General features: G+C 68.9%; 18 protein-coding genes. 3 read left to right on the top strand and 15 right to left on the bottom strand.

Going from position 1 to position 20011, the window contains the following annotated elements; translation table 11 throughout:
* Positions 1-10 precede the first annotated feature (10 nt).
* The 15 genes from rseP to Q5Z10_RS06770 all read right to left on the bottom strand — a co-directional run bounded on the left by rseP (position 11) and on the right by Q5Z10_RS06770 (position 15277).
* Complete coding sequence (gene rseP, locus Q5Z10_RS06700) at positions 11-1369, bottom strand: RIP metalloprotease RseP (protein WP_303638471.1); 1359 nt, start codon at positions 1367-1369, stop codon at positions 11-13.
* 55 nt (positions 1370-1424) lie between these two features.
* Entirely contained in the window at positions 1425-2615 is a 1191-nt protein-coding gene (locus Q5Z10_RS06705; RefSeq protein WP_303638472.1) for a 1-deoxy-D-xylulose-5-phosphate reductoisomerase, read from the bottom strand.
* A gap of 2 nt (positions 2616-2617) precedes the next feature.
* The gene (locus tag Q5Z10_RS06710) at positions 2618-3454 is read right to left on the bottom strand and encodes a phosphatidate cytidylyltransferase (protein ID WP_303638473.1); all 837 of its coding nucleotides are present in this window, start codon (positions 3452-3454) and stop codon (positions 2618-2620) included.
* A complete protein-coding gene (gene uppS / locus Q5Z10_RS06715; RefSeq protein ID WP_303638474.1) occupies positions 3451-4218 on the bottom strand; it encodes a polyprenyl diphosphate synthase in 768 nt (255 codons plus the stop codon). Before uppS ends, Q5Z10_RS06710 begins: the two co-directional genes overlap by 4 nt.
* A 5-nt stretch (positions 4219-4223) precedes the next feature.
* Entirely contained in the window at positions 4224-4778 is a 555-nt protein-coding gene (frr, locus tag Q5Z10_RS06720) for a ribosome recycling factor (RefSeq protein WP_303638475.1), read from the bottom strand.
* Positions 4779-4875: 97 nt separating this feature from the next.
* Positions 4876-5604: a UMP kinase gene (gene pyrH, locus Q5Z10_RS06725; RefSeq protein ID WP_303638476.1), complete on the bottom strand. Its 729-nt coding sequence runs from the start codon at positions 5602-5604 to the stop codon at positions 4876-4878.
* Positions 5605-5722: 118 nt separating this feature from the next.
* Positions 5723-7261, bottom strand: a complete 1539-nt coding sequence (locus tag Q5Z10_RS06730) for a sensor domain-containing diguanylate cyclase (protein ID WP_303638477.1) — start codon at positions 7259-7261, stop codon at positions 5723-5725.
* A gap of 261 nt (positions 7262-7522) precedes the next feature.
* Positions 7523-8401, bottom strand: a complete 879-nt coding sequence (gene tsf / locus Q5Z10_RS06735) for a translation elongation factor Ts (protein ID WP_303638478.1) — start codon at positions 8399-8401, stop codon at positions 7523-7525.
* A gap of 125 nt (positions 8402-8526) precedes the next feature.
* A complete protein-coding gene (gene rpsB, locus Q5Z10_RS06740; RefSeq protein WP_303638479.1) occupies positions 8527-9330 on the bottom strand; it encodes a 30S ribosomal protein S2 in 804 nt (267 codons plus the stop codon).
* 220 nt (positions 9331-9550) lie between these two features.
* The gene (locus Q5Z10_RS06745; protein WP_303638480.1) at positions 9551-10267 is read right to left on the bottom strand and encodes a fimbrial biogenesis chaperone; all 717 of its coding nucleotides are present in this window, start codon (positions 10265-10267) and stop codon (positions 9551-9553) included.
* Positions 10267-10512 (bottom strand): hypothetical protein, encoded by a 246-nt coding sequence (locus Q5Z10_RS06750; RefSeq protein ID WP_303638481.1) that lies wholly within the window; start codon positions 10510-10512, stop codon positions 10267-10269. The genes Q5Z10_RS06745 and Q5Z10_RS06750 overlap by 1 nt, the downstream gene beginning before the upstream one ends.
* Before the next feature lie 93 nt (positions 10513-10605).
* Positions 10606-11625, bottom strand: coding sequence for a Csu type fimbrial protein (locus Q5Z10_RS06755; RefSeq protein ID WP_303638482.1), 1020 nt, complete (start codon positions 11623-11625; stop codon positions 10606-10608).
* Positions 11622-14054 carry a fimbria/pilus outer membrane usher protein gene (locus Q5Z10_RS06760; RefSeq protein WP_303638483.1) on the bottom strand — a complete coding sequence of 811 codons (2433 nt, stop codon included), beginning with the start codon at positions 14052-14054 and terminating at the stop codon, positions 11622-11624. Before Q5Z10_RS06760 ends, Q5Z10_RS06755 begins: the two co-directional genes overlap by 4 nt.
* Positions 14005-14739 carry a fimbrial biogenesis chaperone gene (locus tag Q5Z10_RS06765; RefSeq protein ID WP_303638484.1) on the bottom strand — a complete coding sequence of 245 codons (735 nt, stop codon included), beginning with the start codon at positions 14737-14739 and terminating at the stop codon, positions 14005-14007. The genes Q5Z10_RS06760 and Q5Z10_RS06765 overlap by 50 nt, the downstream gene beginning before the upstream one ends.
* A 10-nt stretch (positions 14740-14749) precedes the next feature.
* On the bottom strand, positions 14750-15277 hold the full coding sequence (locus Q5Z10_RS06770; RefSeq protein ID WP_303638485.1) for a Csu type fimbrial protein: 528 nt from the start codon (positions 15275-15277) through the stop codon (positions 14750-14752).
* A gap of 230 nt (positions 15278-15507) precedes the next feature.
* On the opposite strand from Q5Z10_RS06770, the gene map reads away from it, so the two are divergent.
* Genes map through dapD form a run of 3 tightly spaced genes read left to right on the top strand, consistent with a single transcriptional unit; the run spans position 15508 to position 20011 of the window.
* Positions 15508-16293, top strand: coding sequence for a type I methionyl aminopeptidase (map, locus tag Q5Z10_RS06775; RefSeq protein WP_303638486.1), 786 nt, complete (start codon positions 15508-15510; stop codon positions 16291-16293).
* A 2-nt stretch (positions 16294-16295) separates the two neighbouring features.
* Positions 16296-18923, top strand: a complete 2628-nt coding sequence (locus Q5Z10_RS06780) for a [protein-PII] uridylyltransferase (RefSeq protein WP_303638487.1) — start codon at positions 16296-16298, stop codon at positions 18921-18923.
* Positions 18923-20011, top strand: coding sequence for a 2,3,4,5-tetrahydropyridine-2,6-dicarboxylate N-succinyltransferase (gene dapD / locus Q5Z10_RS06785; RefSeq protein ID WP_303638488.1), 1089 nt, complete (start codon positions 18923-18925; stop codon positions 20009-20011). The genes Q5Z10_RS06780 and dapD overlap by 1 nt, the downstream gene beginning before the upstream one ends.

Consider the following 20011-nt stretch of genomic DNA (forward strand, 5'->3'; position numbering starts at 1 on the left):
GTGGAAAAGTTCATCGCGGGACCAGGCCGAGGATGTCGTTGTAGAACGCCAACCCCATCAGCCCGGCCAGCAACGCCAGGCCGATGTATTGGCCGGCGGCGATGGCACGCTCGCTCAGCGGGCTGCCCTTGACCAACTCGATAAGGTAATACAGCAGGTGGCCGCCGTCCAAGATGGGGATCGGCAGCAGGTTGATGATGCACAGGCTCAGCGACAGCAGGGCGAGGAACTGGATGAACCAGTCGACGCCGCGCTTGGCCGAAATATTGGCGACCCGGGCAATGGTGACCGGGCCGGAAACGTTCTGCAGCGAGGCTTTGCCGGTGACGATGCGGCCCATCATGGCCAGCGAATCGGCGGCCATCCGGCCGGTTTCGCGCACCGCCACGGTCACCGCCTGCAGCGGGCCGTACTTGAGCAGGGTGTCATAGGCCGGGCTGTAGCGTTCGGCGAAGCCGGCGCCGATCTGCCAGGTGGGCTGGCCCTTGCCGTCCTTGCCCTGGCGCGGGGTGATCTCCAGCGCCAGGCGCTCGCCGCCGCGCAGCACCTCGACCATGGCCGGGCCGCCGCGACGACCGAGGCTGCTGACTTCGCTGATCGCCTGCTCGACGCTGTCGATGCGCTGGCCGTCGATCGCCACGATCAGGTCGCCGCGCTGCAGGTGGCCCTCGGCCGCCGATCCCTTCACGATGGTGTCCACCAGCGGCGGCTGCAGCCAGGCCCGCCAGTACAGGCCGGCCAGGATCGGCACCCGCCGTTCATCGAATCCGCTCGGCAGCTGCGACAGCGGCAGGGTGCGCGAATGCACCTGGTCGGCCAGGTCGAGCACCTGCAGGGTCACATCGCGCCGGTCCATGGCCGCGGCGGTGAGGGCCATGCTGGCCTCGCCGAGGGTGATCACATCGCGGTCATCCACGCGCAGCAGGCGGTCGCCGCTGCCAAGGCCGGCGCTGGCCGCCATGCCGGTGGCGCGGCCGACGGTTGCCGAGTAGTCCTGCTTGCCGATCACGAACATCGCCCACAGCAGCAGGATGCACAGCAGCAGGTTGGCGACCGGGCCGGCGGCGACGATCGCGATGCGCTGCCACACGGTCTTGTGGTTGAAGGCCTGGCCACGCTCGTGCGGGTGGACCTCCACTTCGCGCTCGTCGAGGAATTTCACATAGCCGCCCAGGGGAATGGCGGCAATGGCGAACTCGGTGCCGTGGCGGTCGCGGCGCGACCACAGCGGGCGACCGAAGCCGACCGAGAAGCGCAGCACCTTGACCCCGCACATGCGGCCGACCCAGTAATGGCCGAACTCGTGGAAGGTGACCAGCAGCCCCAGGCTCACGATCATCCACCAGACCGATCCGATGAAGTCAGTCATGCAGGCTCACAGTGGCGGACAGGGGCGGCGGCGTCATACGGGTCAGGGCGTGTGGTCAGGCGGCGTCGATGGCGTTCAGGGTCAGCTGGCGGGCGCGCTGGTCTGCGGACAACAGCCGCTCCAGTGTATCGGCTGGCTCGGTCGGCAGTGTTGAAAGAGCGTTAGCAACCAGCGCCGGGATGGTCAGGAAACCGATCCGGCCCTGAAGAAAGGCTGAAACGGCCTCTTCGTTGGCAGCGTTCAGCACCGCCGGTGCGGTGCCACCAGCGTGCATGGCCTGCCAGGCCAGGGCCAGGCAGGGGAAGGCATCGGTGTCCGGCGCCTCGAAATCGAGCCGGCCCTGGGCCAGCAGGTCCAGTCCGGCGACGCCCGATTCGATGCGCTGCGGCCAGCCCAGGCCCACCGCGAGGGTGGTGCGCATGTCCGGCAGGCCCATCTGGGCCAGGGTCGAGCCGTCGACGAATTCGACCAGCGAATGCACCAGGCTCTGCGGATGCACGAGCACCTCGATGCGCTCGCCGGGGACCCCGAACAGGTGGTGGGCCTCGATCACTTCCAGGCCCTTGTTCATCAATGTCGCCGAATCGACCGAGATCTTCGGCCCCATCGACCACTTGGGATGGGCCACGGCCTGGGCCGGGGTGACCTGTTCCAGCTCGGCGCGGCTGCGGCCGCGGAACGGGCCGCCGGAGGCGGTCAGCAGGATGCGGCGGACGCCGGCGCCATCGAGGCTGGCATCACGCGAGCGCAGGCACTGGAAGATCGCGCTGTGCTCGCTGTCGATCGGAATGATCTCGGCGCCGGCGCGCTCGGCGGTGCGGGTCAGCAGCTCGCCGGCAAGGACCAGCGATTCCTTGTTGGCCAGCAGGATGCGCTTGCCGGCCGCAGCTGCGGCTAGCGTGGACGACAGGCCGGCCGCGCCGACGATCGCGGCCACCACCGTGTCGCAGGCGTCGCTGGCGGCCAGCTGGTCCAGCGCCGCGTGGCCGGCGTGGGCCTGCGTGGCCAGGCCGGCCGCGCGCAGGCCGTCGCGCAGCTCGGCGTACAGGTCTTCATCGGCGATCACCGCGTGCGCGGGCCGATGCTGGCGGCACAGCGCCAGCAGCGCCTGCACCTGGCGGCCGGCCGCGAGCACCGTGGCCTGGTAGCGCAGCGGGTGGCGGGCGATCACGTCAAGCGTGGAGGCACCAATCGAACCGGTAGCGCCGAACACGGCGACCCGGCGCAGGTCTGCAGCAGCATGCATGGTCAGAACCCGAAGATTTCCTTGCCCAGTGCGAACACCGGGATGGCCGCCAGCACGCCGTCGACGCGGTCGAGCACGCCGCCGTGGCCGGGGATCAGATTGCCCGAATCCTTGGCGCCGGCATGGCGCTTGATCAGGCTTTCAAACAGGTCGCCCAGCACCGAAGCGAACACCGCCGCCACCGAGGTGACGAGCAGGCCGGGCAGGTGGCCGGCATCGATGCCGGCCAGCCAGCCCAGGCCCACGGCCACGGCCACGCCGGCGATCAGGCCGCCGACCAGGCCTTCCCAGGTCTTGTTGGGGCTGATGCGCGGTGCCAGCTTGTGCCTGCCGAACCGGCGGCCGGCGAAATAGGCGCCCGAATCGGCGGCCCAGACCAGCGCCAGCGCGGCCAGCAGCCACAGGTGGCCCTGGTGGCCTGGCGGATCACCGCCGGCATGGATCAGCACCAGCGCGGCCCATGCGGGCACGATCGCCAGGGTGCCGGCGAGCAGCTTGAGGATGCGTGCCGGGCTGCCCGGCTGTGCGCCGAAATTGAAGAAGCGCAGCCAGACCAGCGCGCCCAGCCACCAGGCCACGCCGACCAGGGTCGCGATCTGGAACAGCACCAGGGTGCCGGCGTCGGCCCATACCAGCAGCACCATCAGCACCAGGTTCAGCACCAGCAGCACGGTGCGCGCCAGGGTGTCTTCGACGTCGGCCAGCTTCAGCCATTCCCACAGGCCGATGAGCAGCACGGCGGCGGCCGCTGCGGCCAGCCATTGCGTGGGCAGCAGCAGGATCGCGGCGATGGCGACCGGCGCCATGATCAGCGCGGCGAGGACTCGGGTCTTGGTCATGGGCTGGAGGTCTCGGTGGCCAGGGCGGCGATCTGGGCGCTGGTCAGGCCGAAGCGGCGCTCACGGCTGGCATAGGCATCCAGCGCCAGCTGCAGCTGCGCAGCATCGAAGTCCGGCCACAGCGTTTCGGTGAACCACAGCTCGGTATAGGCCAGTTGCCACAGCAGGAAGTTGCTGATGCGGGTATCGCCGCCGGTGCGGATGAACAGGTCCGGCGGCGGCAGGTCGGCCAGGGCCACCTGTCGTCCCAGCAGCGATTCGTCGATCTGCTCGGGCAGCAGGCGGCCGGCGGCCACTTCGGCGGCCAGCGCACGCGCGGCGCGCGCGATGTCCTGGCGGCCACCGTAACTGGCGGCGATCGACAGCGTCAGGGTGGTGTTGTCGGCGGTGCGCTGCTCGGCCAGCTGCATGCGGCTGACCAGCGAGGCACCAAAGCGTTCGCGCTCGCCGATGAAACGCACGCGCACGCCACGTCGATGCAGCTCGTCCACCTCGCGGTCGAGCGCACCGAGGAACAGCTTCATCAGGGCATCGACTTCTTCCTGCGGGCGGCCCCAGTTCTCGCTGGAGAACGCGAACAGGGTCAGCGCCGGAATGCCCAGTTCCAGGCAGCGCTCGATGGTGCGGTTGACCGCACGCGCGCCGGCGCGATGGCCGATCACGCGCGGGCGACGGCGCTGCTGCGCCCACCGGCCGTTGCCATCCATGATGATCGCAACGTGGTGGGGCAGGGCGGCCGGCAGGGGAGGCGGGACTGAAGGCATCGACTTCAGACCGACATCAGTTCCTTTTCCTTGTCGGCAACGACTTTGTCGACGTCCTTGATGTTGGCATCGGTCAACTTCTGGATGTCGTCTTCGCCGCGCTTCTTGTCGTCCTCGCTGATCGCCTTGTCCTTCAGCAGCTTGGCGATTTCCTTGTTCGCGTCCTGGCGGATGTTGCGGATCGCGATCTTGGCGCCTTCGCCTTCCTTCTGCACCTGCTTGGTCAGTTCCTTGCGGCGCTCTTCGGTCGGCGGCGGCAGGTTGACGCGGATCGAGGTGCCGATGGTGTTCGGGGTCAGCTCGATGTTGTACAGGCCCTTCTCGATCTCCTTGATCATGCTCTTGTCGAAGGGCGTGACCAGCAGCGAGTGGGCGTCGGCGTTGGAGATCGACGCGACCTGGTTCAGCGGGGTGCTGGCGTTGCCGTAAGCATTGACCGTGACGCGGTCCAGCAGGGCCGGCGTGGCGCGGCCGGTGCGGATCGAGGTGAGGGTGTGCTTAAGAGCATCGATGCTCTTGGCCATGCGCGTCTGCGCGTTGTTCTTGATGTCGTTGAGCATCGCCCGGGTCCTGGATGTAACTGGAATCGGGCGATTATAGGCGAATACGGGACGCTGCCGGGCCTGAATCGGCCCGGAGGTCGCCCTGCGCTCAGGCTCAGGCCGGGTCGCGGCCCTGGACCAGGGTGCCGATGTTCTCGCCGTGCAGGATCTTCAGCAGTTCGCCGGGCTGGCCCATGTCGAACACGCGCATCGGCAGGTCGCTGTCGCGCGCAAGGGCGAAGGCGGCGGTATCCATCACTTCCAGGCCACGGCGGATCACTTCGTCGTAGCTCAGGCTGTCAAAGCGCACCGCGTCGCTGAACTTGTTCGGATCCTTGTCGTACACGCCATCGACCTTGGTGGCCTTGAGCAGCAGGTCGGCGCCGATTTCGATGGCGCGCAGGGCGGCACCGGAATCGGTGGTGAAGAACGGGCTGCCGACGCCGGCGGCGAAGATCACCAGGCGGCCCTTTTCCAGGTGGCGGATGGCGCGGCGGCGGATGTAGTCCTCGCACACGTCGTTGATCTTGATCGCGCTCATCACGCGGGCCTTGGCGCCGACCTTCTCCAGCGCGTCCTGCATGGCCAGGGCGTTGATGACCGTGGCCAGCATGCCCATCTGGTCGCCGGTGACCCGGTCCATGCCGCCGGCGGCCAGGCCAGCACCGCGGAAGATGTTGCCGCCGCCGATGACCAGTGCCACTTCGGCGCCGGCCTGCTGGGCCTCGACGACTTCACGGGCCAGGCGGTTGATGATCTTGGGGTCGATGCCGTAGTCCTCATCTCCCATCAGCGCCTCCCCGGAAAGTTTCAACAGGATGCGGCGATAGGCGAGCTTGGACATGGGGACCTCGGGTGCGTGGAAATCGCGGGCGATTCTACGCGCAAGCGGCGCGCGGCCAAAGTCTTTTGTGCGCTGCGGCGCAGTACGGCGGTCGCCCCGTTCATCCGGGGCGACGGGTTCAGCCCAGCTCGGCCCCCGCAGTGGCCGACAGCTCATCATGCCCCAGTTCGCCGGGGGAGCGTGCGATGACCCGGTTGCGCCCCAGGTTCTTGGAGCGGTACAGCACGTCATCGGCCGCCCGCAGCAGGTCCTGCACGCCGGCAAAGCGTTCGTAGCCGCCCTGGGTGGCGACGCCGGCCGAGAAGGTGACGAACAGCGGGCCGCTTTCCAGCTCCGCCATCGGGGTGGCCACGATGTTGGCCAGCACCCGGCGGATCACGTCCAATGCCACCGATTCGCTGGTATTGGGCAGCAGCGCGACGAACTCCTCGCCACCGAAGCGGGCCACGGTGTCGCTGTTGCGCAGCTGGCCCTGCAGCTTGCCGGCGAAGGCGCGCAGCACTTCATCGCCGGTCAGGTGGCCGTGCGCATCGTTGATCTTCTTGAAATCGTCCAGGTCGATGAAGACCACCGACAACGGCCAGCCGTGGCGGCCGGCGCGCAGGAACTCCTGCTCGAGCACGGCCTCCAGCTGGCGACGGTTGAGCACGCCGGTCAGGGCGTCGCGGTGGGCCTGGTCGGCCAGGCGCTTGGCCCGGGCCTCGAATTCGTCGGCGCGGCGGCGGGCCTGGTCGGCGTCCTGCAGCTCGCGCAGGTTGCGCAGCGTAGCCAGTTCCTGGGCGTGGTCGATCAGCTCACGCACGCGCGCGGGCGAGTTCAGCCCGTTCTCGAACAGGCTGGCGATGTCCGGCAGCGCCGCGCTGATACGGGCCAGGACCTGGTCGAAGCGCGCGCTGTCCATCTCCAGCCGGTCGTGGACCTGCTGCAGGGCGCGCTCGCGGGCGGCGTCGGCATCCTCGTCCAGCCAGATGTCGGCGACCGCGCCGGACAGCTGCACGCAGGTCTGGAACGGGGTTTCGGCGGCGTCCTGGTCTTCGCTGTGGCGGATGCTGTCCACCAGGTAGCGGGGCAGGCCCCATTCTTCGGCCACCCAGGCGCCGACCTCGGCGTGGCTGCATCCCAGCGCCTCGCGTTCGCGGGCGACCAGGTCGGGGTTGTCGCGCGCTTCGCGCAGCAGCGGCAGGTAGCGTTCGGACTCGGCCTGGGCCAGGCACAGCACGCCCATGTCCTGCAGCAGGCCGGCCAGCATCAGTTCCTCCAGCCGGCGCAGGTTGCGTGCCTGGCCGAGCTGGCTGGCGGCCAGCGCGCTGAGGATGCTGCGCTTCCAGGCCCGCTGGCGCAGGTCGTGGTCGGCACCGCCGCTGCCGGTCAGGCCCTGGGTGACGGTGAAGCCCAATGCCAGGCTGATCGTCGCATTGAGGCCGAGCATGGTCAGTGCCTGGCCGAGATTCTCGATCCGGCGCCGGCTGGCATACAGCGGCGAGTTGGCGATGCGCAGCATGCGGGCGCTCAACGCCATGTCGATGGCGATGATGTCGGCAGCAGTTGCGATGTCCGCTTCCGGATCCTGGGCCAGTTCGATGATGCGCAGGGCAATACCGGGCGGCGAGGGAAGGTTGCGGCAGAGCGCCAGGGCAGCTGTCAGCTCGGGAGGCATGTCGGGTCGTTCAATTCCATTAGGACAAGAATACCTAGGAATGCATCACAGTCTGCGACTTTCGTTCCTGTTATGTGACTGCAGCTTCCCTGCGCCGAGTATCGGCCTGATTCGCGCACAACGCAAAGACCGGCCGCGTCGGGCCGCGCCCGGCGCCGGTGTGCGCACCCTCCTGCGACGCAGGTGCCGGTGACGCGGACAAAAAAAGAGCCGCGGTTTCCCGCGGCTCCTTCTGGTCGCTTCACGGCCGCAAGGCTGCGATCAGACCTGCATCGCCTTGGCGACTTCGGCGGCGTAGTCTTCCACCACCTTCTCGATGCCTTCGCCGACGATCAGCAGCTGGAAGCCCGCCACATCGGCGCCGGCGGCCTTGACCACCTGCTCGACGGTCTTGTCGCCGTCCAGCACGTAGCTCTGGCCGTACAGGGTCACTTCGCTGACGATCTTGTTGATCTTGCCAGCCATGATCTTTTCCAGGATTTCAGCCGGCTTGGCCTTGTCCTTGTCGGACATCTTGGCCAGCTCGATTTCCTTTTCCTTGGCGATGTACTCGGCCGGCACGTCGGCCGCCTTGTTGTGCGGCGGCTTCAGCGCAGCCACGTGCATCGCCAGGCCGCGGGCCAGTTCGACGTCGCCGCCGATCAGGTCGACCAGCACGCCAACCTTGCCGTTGGTGTGGACGTAGGAGCCGATGTTGCCGGTGGTGTCCAGCTTGACCAGGCGACGGATCTGGATGTTTTCACCCAGCTTCTGGATCGAGGTGGCGCGGGCTTCTTCGACGGTTTCGCCGCTGGCCAGCTTGGCCGCCTTCAGCGTTTCGACGTCGGCGGCGCCCGATGCCAGGGCGGCAGCGGCGACCGAATCAACGAAGTTCTTGAAGTTGATGTCGTTGGCGACGAAGTCGGTTTCCGAGTTGATCTCGACCAGCACGGCCTTGCCGCCGTCCTGGGCCAGGCCCAGGCGGCCTTCGGCGGCCACGCGGTCAGCCTTCTTGTCGGCCTTGGCGGCACCGGACTTGCGCAGGGCTTCAGCGGCGGCGTCGATGTTGCCGCCGGCCTCGGTGAGTGCCTTCTTGCATTCCATCATGCCGGCGCCAGTGCGCTCGCGCAGTTCCTTGACCAGGGAAGCAGTGATTTCCACGGGATTACCTCACGAAAGAAAGGGGTTGGGCCGGCATGGTGGCCGGCCCGTGTGACAGTCTCCTGTCGTCGCGCCATCGGCAGCGGACAGGAAAGGTGGGCGCCAGGCGCCCACCGGGGCCTGGATCAGGCCTGGGCTTCGCCCTTGTCGGCAGCAGCCTTCTTGGCCGGAGCGCGGCGGGCCGGCTTGGCGTCTTCGGCCGGAGCGTCGGCGAACTCTTCCTCACGGACGGTGGCGGCGTGCGGAGCAGCAGCCTTGCCTTCCAGCACGGCGTCGGCGGCAGCGCGCGAGTACAGCTGCACGGCGCGGATGGCGTCGTCGTTGCCCGGGATCGCGTAATCCACCAGCTCCGGGTTGTAGTTGGTGTCGACCACGGCGATCACCGGGATGCCGAGCTTCTTGGCTTCCTTGATGGCGATGTCTTCATGGCCGATGTCGATCACGAAGATCGCGTCCGGCAGGCGGTTCATGTCCTTGATGCCGCCCAGCGAGGCTTCCAGCTTGTCGCGCTCGCGACGCAGGCCCAGCACTTCGTGCTTGACCAGCTTCTCGAAGGTGCCGTCGGTCTCACCGGCTTCCAGTTCCTTCAGGCGGGCAACCGACTGCTTGACGGTACGGAAGTTGGTCAGGGTGCCGCCCAGCCAACGCTGGTTCATGAACGGCATGCCGCAACGCTCGGCTTCTTCGCGGATGGTTTCGCGGGCGCTGCGCTTGGTGCCCAGGAACAGGACGGTGCCGCGCTTCTGGGCAATCGACGAGATGAAGTTCATCGCATCGTTGAACAGCGGGACGGTCTTTTCCAGGTTGATGATGTGGATCTTGCCGCGGGCGCCGAAGATGTACGGCGCCATCTTCGGGTTCCAGTAGCGGGTCTGGTGGCCGAAGTGGACGCCGGCTTCCAGCATCTGACGCATGGTGACCTGGGGCATTGCAATACTCCTGATGGGGAACCGGCGATTCCGCCCGCGGGATAGGTATGCGGGACGCGTGGAAGCGCGGAAGGTTCCGGGGTTGGGCTTCCCTGTTGCCTCCGTGGCCGAACTCCTTGCGGAGCACCCCGGCACGGATGGGGGCAGCAGGTGTGGATTCACCGGTGACGTCCGGTGTGGACGGTATCCCGCGCACTGGGGCGGCAGGACATCCGGCGGATTATAGCCCGCCGGGCGCGCTCGCCGCAATGGCCGGGTCCAGCGGGGGCAGCGCGGTCTCGGCGCTGCCCTGCAGCCGGGCCCGGAAGCGGCCACCGGCGTAACCGCCGGCGCGCGCCGGCAAGGGCCACAGGCGCTGCCGGCCCGGCAGCACGTAACCGGCCAGGCCGGCAATCACCGGGTGGCGCTGCCCCCCGGCATCGATGAACACCAGATCGGCCAGCTGCGCATGGCCATTGCCGGCATTGTAGAGCCACAACCGGGGCGGCTGCCCGGCCTGCGCCTGCAGCTGCACCTGCAGGGCGGCGGCCAGCGGCGCAGGCGGATCAAGGAACACCGGCAGCGAGTAGCGGATGGCGGATGCGGCCTGCGCGCCGGGCGTCGGGCTGATCACCAGCCGGTAGGCCTGCTGCGTGGCGACGGGCGCCGGGCGCAACCGCACCACCCGCAGCCGTTGCCGCTGCCCGGCGCCGATCTGCAGCCGGCCCGGGCTGAGCGCGACCCCGTCTGCGGGCAGCAAGCGTTCCTCCGCGCCCTGCTGCTCCCAACGGTACAGCCGCGCCTCACCGCTCCAGGCCGTGGCCTCCGGATTGCGCAGCCACAGCTCGCCATCGGCCCGGGTGGCCGGCAGCCGCAGCTGGGTACTGGACAGTTCCAGCGCCGCTACGGTGTGCGCCGGCAGCGCCAGCGCAAGCGCGAGAAAGAGCCGGCGCAGCATCAGTAGGTCACCGTCACCGTGCGCTGTGCGGCCTCGTCCGCGGACAGTGCCGGCGACAACGCCTGGACCTGCGGCGGCACCGTTTCAGCGGCATCGCTGCGCTGCTGGGGCGGTGGCCCGGCGCGCGCGTCGGTGATCTGCAGGGTGATGGCCAGGCCGGCCTGCGCGGGCGCATCGGCCGCCTGCGCGGAGGCGATGCACGATGACGCGGCGCAGGCCAGCGCGAGGAAGGAACGCAGGTGCATCGTAGGCCGGTGGAAGGAGACGCTGGCGGTATCGGCCGCTGCGGTCCGATCTGAAGAGCGCCCGGGCGCAGGCCGGCCGCTCAGTAGGCGCGCTCAGTAGGTGATGGTGACCGTGACGGTGTCGGTGTAGGCGCCGGGTGGCGTGAGCGTTGCGCTGGTGGGGGCGACCCGTCCGTAGATGGTCAGGGTCTGCGCCGATCCGGTGCCGGTGCCGGGCACGGTGCTGGTGTTGAGCACGTTGCCCCAGCGCACGGTGCGCGCGGCGTTCTGGTACAGCTCGTACGGGACGGTGGCGCCGGTGCTGCCGATGCGCATGCGCCGGTTGCCGCTGCCATCGGCATTGCTGCCGTTGTTCAGTCCTATCTGGAAGGGGCTGCGGTTGACGCAGGTCAGGCTGAACACGGCGGTGCGGTCGATGTTGGCGGTCACCGCGCCGGTACTGATGCCGAAATCCATCGGTGCAGTCACATAGGTGCCGCAGGCGGGGTTGACCGTGGCGTTGGCAACCACCGACATCGTCGCCGTGACCAGGCCCGAATTGCCGGTCACGGCGGGCGGTGTGGTCGTGCAGCTGGCCGGGTAGGCCGGGGTGCCCAGCACCGGCTCGTTGTAGGCGTACTGGAAGGTGGCGGGCAGGGTGCTGGTGAACGTGCCCGCCGACAGCACCTGGTTGGCGGGGTAGCGGCCATACAGGGTGACCGTGCCGGCGCCGGAGCCGCCCAGTGCGGGAACCGAGTACTGCATCTGGTACATGGCCCACGCCGGGCTGCTGGCGCTGCTGCTGCCGATCACGGTGGTACGGGTGGAATTGCTGTAGATCTGATAGTTGAGGCGGTCGCCGAAGGTATTGGCGAACGTGCGCGAGGGGGTGATGGTGGTGCCGCCGGTACCGGCCGGCAGGCCCACGCAGAAGGTCACCCGGACATTGGCCAGCAGCGCGACCGCACCGGTGGTGCAGTTGATGGTGAAGGTGGTGGTGGTATCGACCTGGCCGTTGGACACCGGGCCGAACGACAGCGTGGGGCTGGTCAGCGAGCAGCTGGTGGCAGCGTGGGCCGGCAGTGCGAGGCTGCCCAGCCACAGCGCCAGCAGCAGGCCGAGCACGCGGGTCATGGCTGCGGCTCCGGCAGGCAGCGCACCGGTGCAAGCCGTCGCACGCCCGCCTCCGGCCGTTGTACCTGCACCCGGCAGCGGCCCTGTTCGCTGTCGATCAGCAGCGTGGCCGCATCGGCGCTGAACTCCAGCCATGCCTGGCCATCGTGGCCCACCACGGTCGGCGTCACCCCGTCGCCCTGCACCCGGGCACCCAGCGGCAGCGGTTGGCCCTGGGCGTCGAGCAGGGTGGCCAACGCGCCGCGCGACTGGCGCAGGGCGAAGTCCACGCGCATGCCTGCGCCCTGGCGCGGCGTGGCCAGGGTCTCGACCTGGTCGGCGCGCAGGTCGGCCGGCAGGCCCAGGGTGTCGATGGTCAGGCGGTTGCGCTGCCACGACAGCAGCGGGGTGACCAGCAGCAGGCCCTTGGCATCGGTCACGCCGATCGGCCGGTTCTCAAGCAGGACCGGCACGCCGGGGCGTCCGGTGGACACCACCGCGAACGCATCCGGGACCTCGCGGGCGGCGAACACGCTGCCGGCCATCCAGACCAGGCTGCCGCTGGCATTGGCATAGGCGAAGGTCTGGCCACTGTCGCGCGAGACGCCGGCCGAGTAGCGGCCATGGGTGCCCAGCGCGCCGATTTCGGCCAGTCCGCCACCATCATCGCGGGCCTGCAGCCGCCAGCCCGGGCCGCCGCGGCCACCGTCGCCGGGCACCGGCCGCATCACCTCGGCGCTGGCGTAGTGGCGGTCGCCATTGCGCTGGGCCGACACGCTGGCCTGGCGGTCTTCGCCCAGGCGGGTCCCCAGCGACAGGTAGACACTGCGATTGCGGCGCTGGTCGATGTCCTGGGTGGCAGACAGGTAGGCGTTCCAGCGGCCGAAGGCGCGCGACCAGAACAGGCTGAGGTAGCGGCTGCGGCTGAACGGCAGTGCCTGCGGCGGCGCCGGTTGTGGGGCGTCGAGCAGCGGCTGCGGCTGGTCCAGGCGCAGGTAGCTGATGCTGAACGACCCCAGCTGCTGCAGGTCGACGCCGAACGAGGCCTGCTCGCTGACCCGTGGCGGCACGCTGTCCTGCAGGCTGCCGAGGTCGCGGTAGTCGCCGTGGGTGCGGCGGCTGGCGAGATTGACGTTGAAGCGGCGGTTGTTCCAGTTGTAGCCCAGCCCGTACTGGCGCCCGCTGCGCGGACCGTCGCGGCTTTCGCTCCAGTTGGCACTGAGCACGCCGGCCTGGCCAAGCAGCCAGGCGCCACCGAGGCCGGCGTTGACGATGCCGCCGCCACCTTCGGCGTGGGCTTCGGCGGTGAAGCGGTTGCTCACGCCGCGGCGCAGGGTGGCGCTGGCCACGGTATCGGCGTCGTAGCGGAACGAGCGGATGCCATAGTCACGGCGCAGGCGGCCAATGCCGGCCGACCAGTCCGACAGGCCGGCGGCGAGCAGCTGCTGGGTGCCGTAGAAGGCGAAATCCAGGGTCTGCATGCGGCCGAAGGCATCGGTGACCACGACCTGGGCGCTGCCGGTGCCGCTGATGCCGGGTTGCGCCGCCAGCTGGAACGGCCCCACCGGGACCTGCCCGCTGTACTGGCGCAGGCCGTCGATGTACAGCTCCACGCTGGACGGCACCACCGCTTCGCCAAGGAACGCCGGCGTCGGTGTCAGGACGCGATACGGCTGCAGGCCATAGTTGCGGCCGATCTGCACGCCGGCCATGCGCGCCGGGCGCGTCCACTCCAGGAAGCCACTGTAGAAATCGCCCACGGTCAGGCTCAGGGCCTGATCGGGCAGGTCCAGCCGCCAGCTGGTGTCCAGCCGTACCGACTCCTGCCGCCAGCCTTCGCCGGGCAGCTGGTAGCTGCGCATCAGCGCCGTGTTGCGCAGGCTGCCGTTGCCGAAGCCGAACACGCGCAGGTCACTGTTGAGGCTGACATTGCCCAGGCCGTCGCTGTGGCTGGCGTAGAGGTCGTAGTTGAGCGCCATGCCGGGCGATGCCTGGGCGACGGCGTCGGCTTCCGCGGTCCTGCCCAGCTGCGTGACCGGCAGCTGCAGCTGCTGCAGCGGCACCTGCAGGTCCAGTACCTGCAGGCTGGCGTCGTAGTGCACCACCAGCTGTGCGATCTGGTCCAGGTAGACCGGCGCGTCGCCCTGCACCGGGAAGCCGAGCTGGCGCAGGGTCGCCGCCGGCGCCTGCAGACGCCCGCCCAGTTCATGGAACAGCAGCAGGCCACGCCGCGCCTGGTTCAGCGTGGTCTCCAGGTACAGTGCCTGCGGTGCGGTCAGCGGGGTCGGCGCCGGCAGCGATGCCTCGGCGGCGATATCGGCGCCCGGCGCGCTCAGCGCACGGCCGGCCGCGTGCGCGGAGACGGAAGCCAGACCGGTGCAGCAGGCCAGCACGCAGGCCTCAGCGAGCCGGCGGCGTTGCAGGCAGGGGCGTAAGCTGCGACCCACCATTGATCCTCGCGCTGAAGGTGCCGCTGGCCAGACCTGCCGGCGCCTGCGGCAGGGCCCAGCGCATGGTCTGGCCGGGCAGCACATAGCCGACCAGGCCCGGCAGCAGGGGGGTGCTGCGCCCGCCGATGGCAACGGCGAGGTCGGCGATCTGGGCCTGGCCGTTGCCACGGTTGTGCACTTCCAGCGTGGCCGGGCCGGCATCTGCCGCGAGCAGCCGCGCCTGCAGCTGCGGCGCCGGTGCCTCGCCGTCGGGCTGCACGAACAGGGGAATCGAGTAGCGCAGCACGAACTGCATGCCCTGCCGTGCCGGGTCGTAGGCCGGTATCTCATCGACGATCACCCGGAACGCCTGCTGCCCGGCCGCTGCGCCCGGGTCGGTACGGACCAGCCGTATCAGCTGGCGCTGGCCGGCGGCCAGCGACTGCATCGGCGGGCTGGGCAGCAGCGCATCGCTGGGTTCCAGCTGGTCGCGGCCGTCGACCTGTTGCCAGCGGTAGATGCGGACCTGCACCTGCACCGGCTCGGTACCGCTGTTGCTGATCCACAGCGCCTCGGCGTTCTGCCCGGGGCGCAGCTCGAACTGGGTCGGCGAAACCTGCAGGCTGGCCGCCAGGCAGACGGCCGGCAGCAGCGCGAACGCGCTCAACGCCAGCCGCAGCAACCGGCGCACAGGGGGCAGTGGCATCGGCACGCCCTCAGTAGGTGATGGTGGCGGTGATGGTGTCCTGGTAGGAACCGGGTGCGGCGTTGTTGACGCTGGGGTTGGCCACCTGCCCGTAGACCTGGTAGACCTGGTTGGCGCCGGTGCCGGTGCCGGCCACCGTGTTGGTGCCGGTGGTCGCGCCCCAGACCGTGTTGTGTCCGGAGTCCTGGTAGAGCTGGTAGCCGACGAAGTTGTTGGCGGTCACCGCCGAATCGGTATTGCGCATGCGCCGGGTGGTGACGTCGCCGGCCGTGGTCGGGTTGAGGCCGGCATTGAGCGCGATGGTGTAGGGCGTGGTGACGCTGCACTGGGCGGTGACCGTGCCCTGCGCGTTCAGCGGCGTGGTCGAGCTGGAATCGGCATTGCCGAAGTTGACGTTGGTGGCCGACGCCGCGGTGATCGTGCAGGCCTTGTTGATGGTCAGCAGCACATTGAAGGTGACGGTGTCGGCGGCGGCGGCGGGGCCTGCCACCAGCAGGGCCAGGGCCCAGGCCAGCGGGGAACGAACGGCGGATCGCATGGACAACCTCCCTGACCCGAAGGTCCGTTGAACAGAGCGAAGACAGCGCATTCAGCGCCGCTTTTGCGTCGGTGACCCCAGCTTAGGCAGCGCAAGTGTCTGTATTTCGTGAGAAAGAGGGAATCGAAAGGGTGCGGGCCATCACGCTTTCACCTTCCTTGCCGGAACCGTGCATGGGCGCGATCGCGAGTTGGCTGGCGTTCGTTCAGATTGCGGCCGGATCGGCGATAATGGCCGCCATGAGCGTGAATCTGAAAACCCCGCAGGAAATCGAGATGATGCGCGTCGCCGGCCGGCTGGCCAGCGAAGTGCTCGACATCGTCACCCCCCACGTCAAGCCCGGTGTCACCACCGAGGAACTGGACCGCATCTGCCACGACCACATCGTGAACGTGCAGGGCGCCATTCCGGCCAACGTCGGCTACCGCGGCTTCCCGAAGACCGTGTGCACGTCGGTCAACAATGTCATCTGCCACGGCATTCCCAGCGAAGGGAAGGTGCTCAAGGATGGCGACATCGTCAATATCGACGTCACCGTCATCAAGGACGGCTGGCACGGCGACACCAGCCGCATGTTCTTCGTCGGCACGCCGTCGGTGATGGCGCGCCGCCTGGTGGAAACCACCTACGAAGCCATGTGGCGCGGCATCCGCGCCGTGCGGCCGGGCGCCACCCTGGGCGACATCGGCCATGCCATCCAGAGCTACGCCGAAGGCGAGCGTTTCAGCGTGGTGCGCGAGTACTGCGGCCACGGTATCGGCAAGGTCTACCACGACGAACCGCAGGTGGTGCATTACGGCCGCCCGGGCCAGGGGCTGGTGCTGCAGCCGGGCATGACCTTCACCATCGAGCCGATGATCAACGAGGGTACCCGCTACAACAAGGTGCTGCCGGACGGCTGGACCGTGGTGACCAAGGACCGCAAGCTGTCGGCGCAGTGGGAGCACATGGTCGCGGTCACCGAGACCGGCGTCGATGTGCTGACCCTGTCACCCGGCGAGTCGCAGGTCGCCTGAAGATGCTGCCGGCGGGTTCGCTGCTGGACGCGCCGGCGGCATCGCTCAACGATCCGGACTGGGCCGCTGCCGCACGCCAGGCGCTGCAGCAGGCCGACGCGCGGCTGTACCGCCGCTTCGACCAGGGCGACAACATCGAGCGCCTGCTGGCGCTGCGCGCGCGTGCCGCCGATCACCTGATCCGGCTGGCGTGGCAGCGCTGCCTGCCGGCCGACAGCGGCCTGTCGCTGTTCGCGGTGGGCGGCTACGGCCGGGGCGAACTGTTCCCGCGTTCGGACATCGATCTGCTGGTGTTCGGCGAACCGGCGGCACAACTGGCCCACGAAGCCGCGCTTGCACGCCTGTTCGCGCTGCTGTGGGACTGCGGGCTGGCGGTCAGCCACGCGGTGCGCTCGGCGCCGCAGTGCCGCGAGGCGGCTGCCGACCAGACCGTGCTGACCGCGCTGATCGAAGCGCGCCCGCTGCTGGCCGACGAGGTGGCGCGGCGCGCGCTGCGCGACGCGGTGGACGACCGCGCGCTGTGGCCGCCGCGTGCGTTCTTCCTGGCCAAGCTGGAAGAGCTGCGCAACCGCCACCAGCGCTTCGGCGATACCGCCGACAACCTGGAGCCGGACCTGAAGGATGGCCCCGGCGGCCTGCGCGATCTGAACACGCTGGGCTGGATGGCGCTGCGTGCGTTCGGCGTGCGCGACCTGGAGGCACTGGTCGGGCTGGGCCACCTGGGCGCCGACGAGGCTGCCGCGCTGAAGCGCGAACGCGCGGTGCTGGCACGGCTGCGCTTCGGCCTGCACCTGGTGGCGCGGCGCCCGGAAGAGCGCCTGCGTTTCGATTACCAGAAGACCCTGGCCGCGCGCCTGGGCTTCGAAGACGACGCCGAGAGCCTGGGCGTCGAGAAGATGATGCAGGGGTTCTACCGTGCCGCCTCGGTGGTACGGCGGATCAGCGACCGCCTGCTGCAGCGCTTCGAAGAACAGTTCGACGGCGAAGCGCAGCCGGAGCCGCTGACCGTCGGCTTTGCCACGCGGCGGGGCTACCTGGCGGCCAACGACGCGGACTGGCCGCGTGCGGATATCGGCCGGGTGTTCGCGCTGTTCGCCAGCTGGGCCAACAACCCGCAGATCCGCGGCCTGCATTCGTTGACCGCACGCGCGCTGGCCGAGTCGCTGCCGCTGCTTCCCGCCTATGACCAGGCCGACCCCGATGCGCGCGAGCAGTTCCTGGCACTGCTGCGCGGCCAGCGCCCGGTCGACACGCTTTCGCGCATGGCGCGGCTGGGCGTGCTCGGGCAATGGATTCCCGCGTTCGCCCAGGTCAGCGGGCGCATGCAGTTCGACCTGTTCCATGTCTACACCGTCGACCAGCACACGCTGATGGTCCTGCGCAACATCGGCCTGTTCGCCAGCAGCCGCGCCGACGAGCGTTTTTCAATCGCCCACGAAGTATGGCCGCGCCTGCGCAAGCCCGAACTGCTGCTGCTGGCGGGCCTGTTCCATGACATCGCCAAGGGCCGCGGCGGCGATCATTCGGAACTGGGCGCCGTCGATGCACGCGCGTTCTGCCAGGCGCATGCGTTGAGCGGGTCGGATACCGAGCTGGTGGCCTGGCTGGTCGAGCAGCACCTGCGGATGTCAGTGACCGCACAGAAGCAGGACATTGCCGATCCGGAGGTGATCCATCGCTTCGCCAGCCTGGTTGGCAGCCGCGACCGCCTGGACTATCTGTACCTGCTGACCTGCGCCGACATCGCCGGCACCAGCCCCAAGCTGTGGAATGCCTGGAAGGACCGGTTGCTGGCCGATCTGTATTTCGCCACCCGGCGTGCGCTGCGCGAAGGCCTGGAGCATCCGGTGCCGGCCGCCGAACGGGTGGCTGAAGCGCGCGACAGCGTGCGTGCGCTGGTCCGCGAGCAGGGCTACGACGATGCCACCATCGATCGCCAGTTCGCGGTGATGCCCGATGAGAGCTTCATCCGCCTGCGTCCGGAACAGCTGGCCTGGCAGGCCGCGGCGCTGGTGCCGGTCAAGCAGGGGCAGACCCTGGTGAAGGTGCGCCGCATCAGCGTGGACGACCCGGCGCTGGAGGTGTTCGTGCATTCGCCCGACCGCGACGGCCTGTTCGCCGCGATCGTGATGACGCTGGACCGCAAGGGCTACGCCATCCATCGCGCGCGGGTGCTGGATGGTCCTGCCGACACCATTTTCGATACCTTCGAAGTGAACCCGGCCGACAGCTTCGCCGATGGCAGCAGCGCCAACCTGGAGGCGGCGCTGCGCGAGGCGCTCAGTGGTGATCTGTCGCGCCTGCGCCCGTCACGGCGGGTGGTGCCACGGCAGCTGCGCCATTTCCGCTTCGCCCCACGCATCGAGTTCCGCGACGAACCCGGTGCGACCCGTTTCGCCCTGGTCGCTCCCGACCGTCCCGGCCTGCTGGCCGACGTGGCGTTCGTGCTGCGCAACCAGGGCCTGCGCGTGCATGATGCGCGCATTGCCACCTTCGGCGAACGCGCCGAAGACACCTTCGTGATCAGTGACGAACACGACCTCCCCCTGACTGAACCTGCCCGGCAGCAGCTGCATGACGCGATGCTGGCCTGCCTGGACCCTGATCGAAACGCCGGAGACCCCGCCTGATGGCCACCAAGCCCGCCAAGAAGACCGCCGCGACCACCAAGAGCGCAGCGGCCAAGAAACCTGTCGCCGCACCGGCTGCGAAGAAGGCTTCACCACAGCCGAAGGCGGGTCAAGCCGCTGCGCCGAAGAAAGCCGCGGCGGTGAAGGCGCCGGCGAAGAAGGGGGGTGCGCCGAAGAAGGCACCGGCCAAGAGCGCTGAAACCGCGCGCGCCGAGAACATTGCGCGCAAGTCGCTGCGCAAGCCGGCCGCTCCGGGCGTTGCCGAGCTCAAGTTCGGCATCGAAAGCGCCTTCGAACGCCGCGCCACGCTGACCCTGCACGAACTGGAAGGCTCGACCCGGCCGCTGGTCAACCGGGTGATCGATGGCCTGGAAAGCGGCGAATTCCGCGTTGCCGAACCGGACGGTCACGGTGGCTGGAAGGTCAACGAGTGGCTGAAGAAGGCCGTGCTGCTGTACTTCCGCGTCAACGACATGGCGGTGGTCGATGCGCGTCCGGCGCCGTTCTGGGACAAGGTCGAATCGCGTTTTGCCGGCTACGACGAAGCGAAGTTCCGCCGTGGCGGCGTGCGCGTGGTGCCGGGTGCGATCGCCCGTCGCGGCACCTATTTCGGCAAGGATGTGGTGCTGATGCCGAGCTTCACCAACATCGGCGCCTACGTCGGCGAAGGCACCATGGTCGATACCTGGGCCACCGTGGGTTCCTGCGCGCAGATCGGCCAGCACTGCCATCTGTCCGGCGGTGCCGGCATCGGCGGCGTGCTGGAGCCGCTGCAGGCCAGCCCGACGATCATTGAAGACCACTGCTTCATCGGTGCGCGTTCGGAAGTGGTGGAAGGCGTGGTGGTCGGCCACCACAGCGTGATCGGCATGGGTGTGTTCCTCAGCCAGAGCACCCGCATCTACAACCGCGCCACCGGCGAGATCAGCTACGGCTACATCCCGCCGTACAGCGTGGTGGTGTCCGGCTCGCTGCCGAGCAAGGACGGCACCCACTCGCTGTACTGCGCGGTGATCGTCAAGCAGGTTGATGCCAAAACCCGCAGCAAGACCAGCGTCAACGACCTGCTGCGCGGCCTGGCCGACTGA

Source organism: Stenotrophomonas sp. 704A1 (assembly GCF_030549525.1).
In the GTDB taxonomy this organism is placed as follows: Bacteria; Pseudomonadota; Gammaproteobacteria; order Xanthomonadales; family Xanthomonadaceae; genus Stenotrophomonas; species Stenotrophomonas tuberculopleuritidis.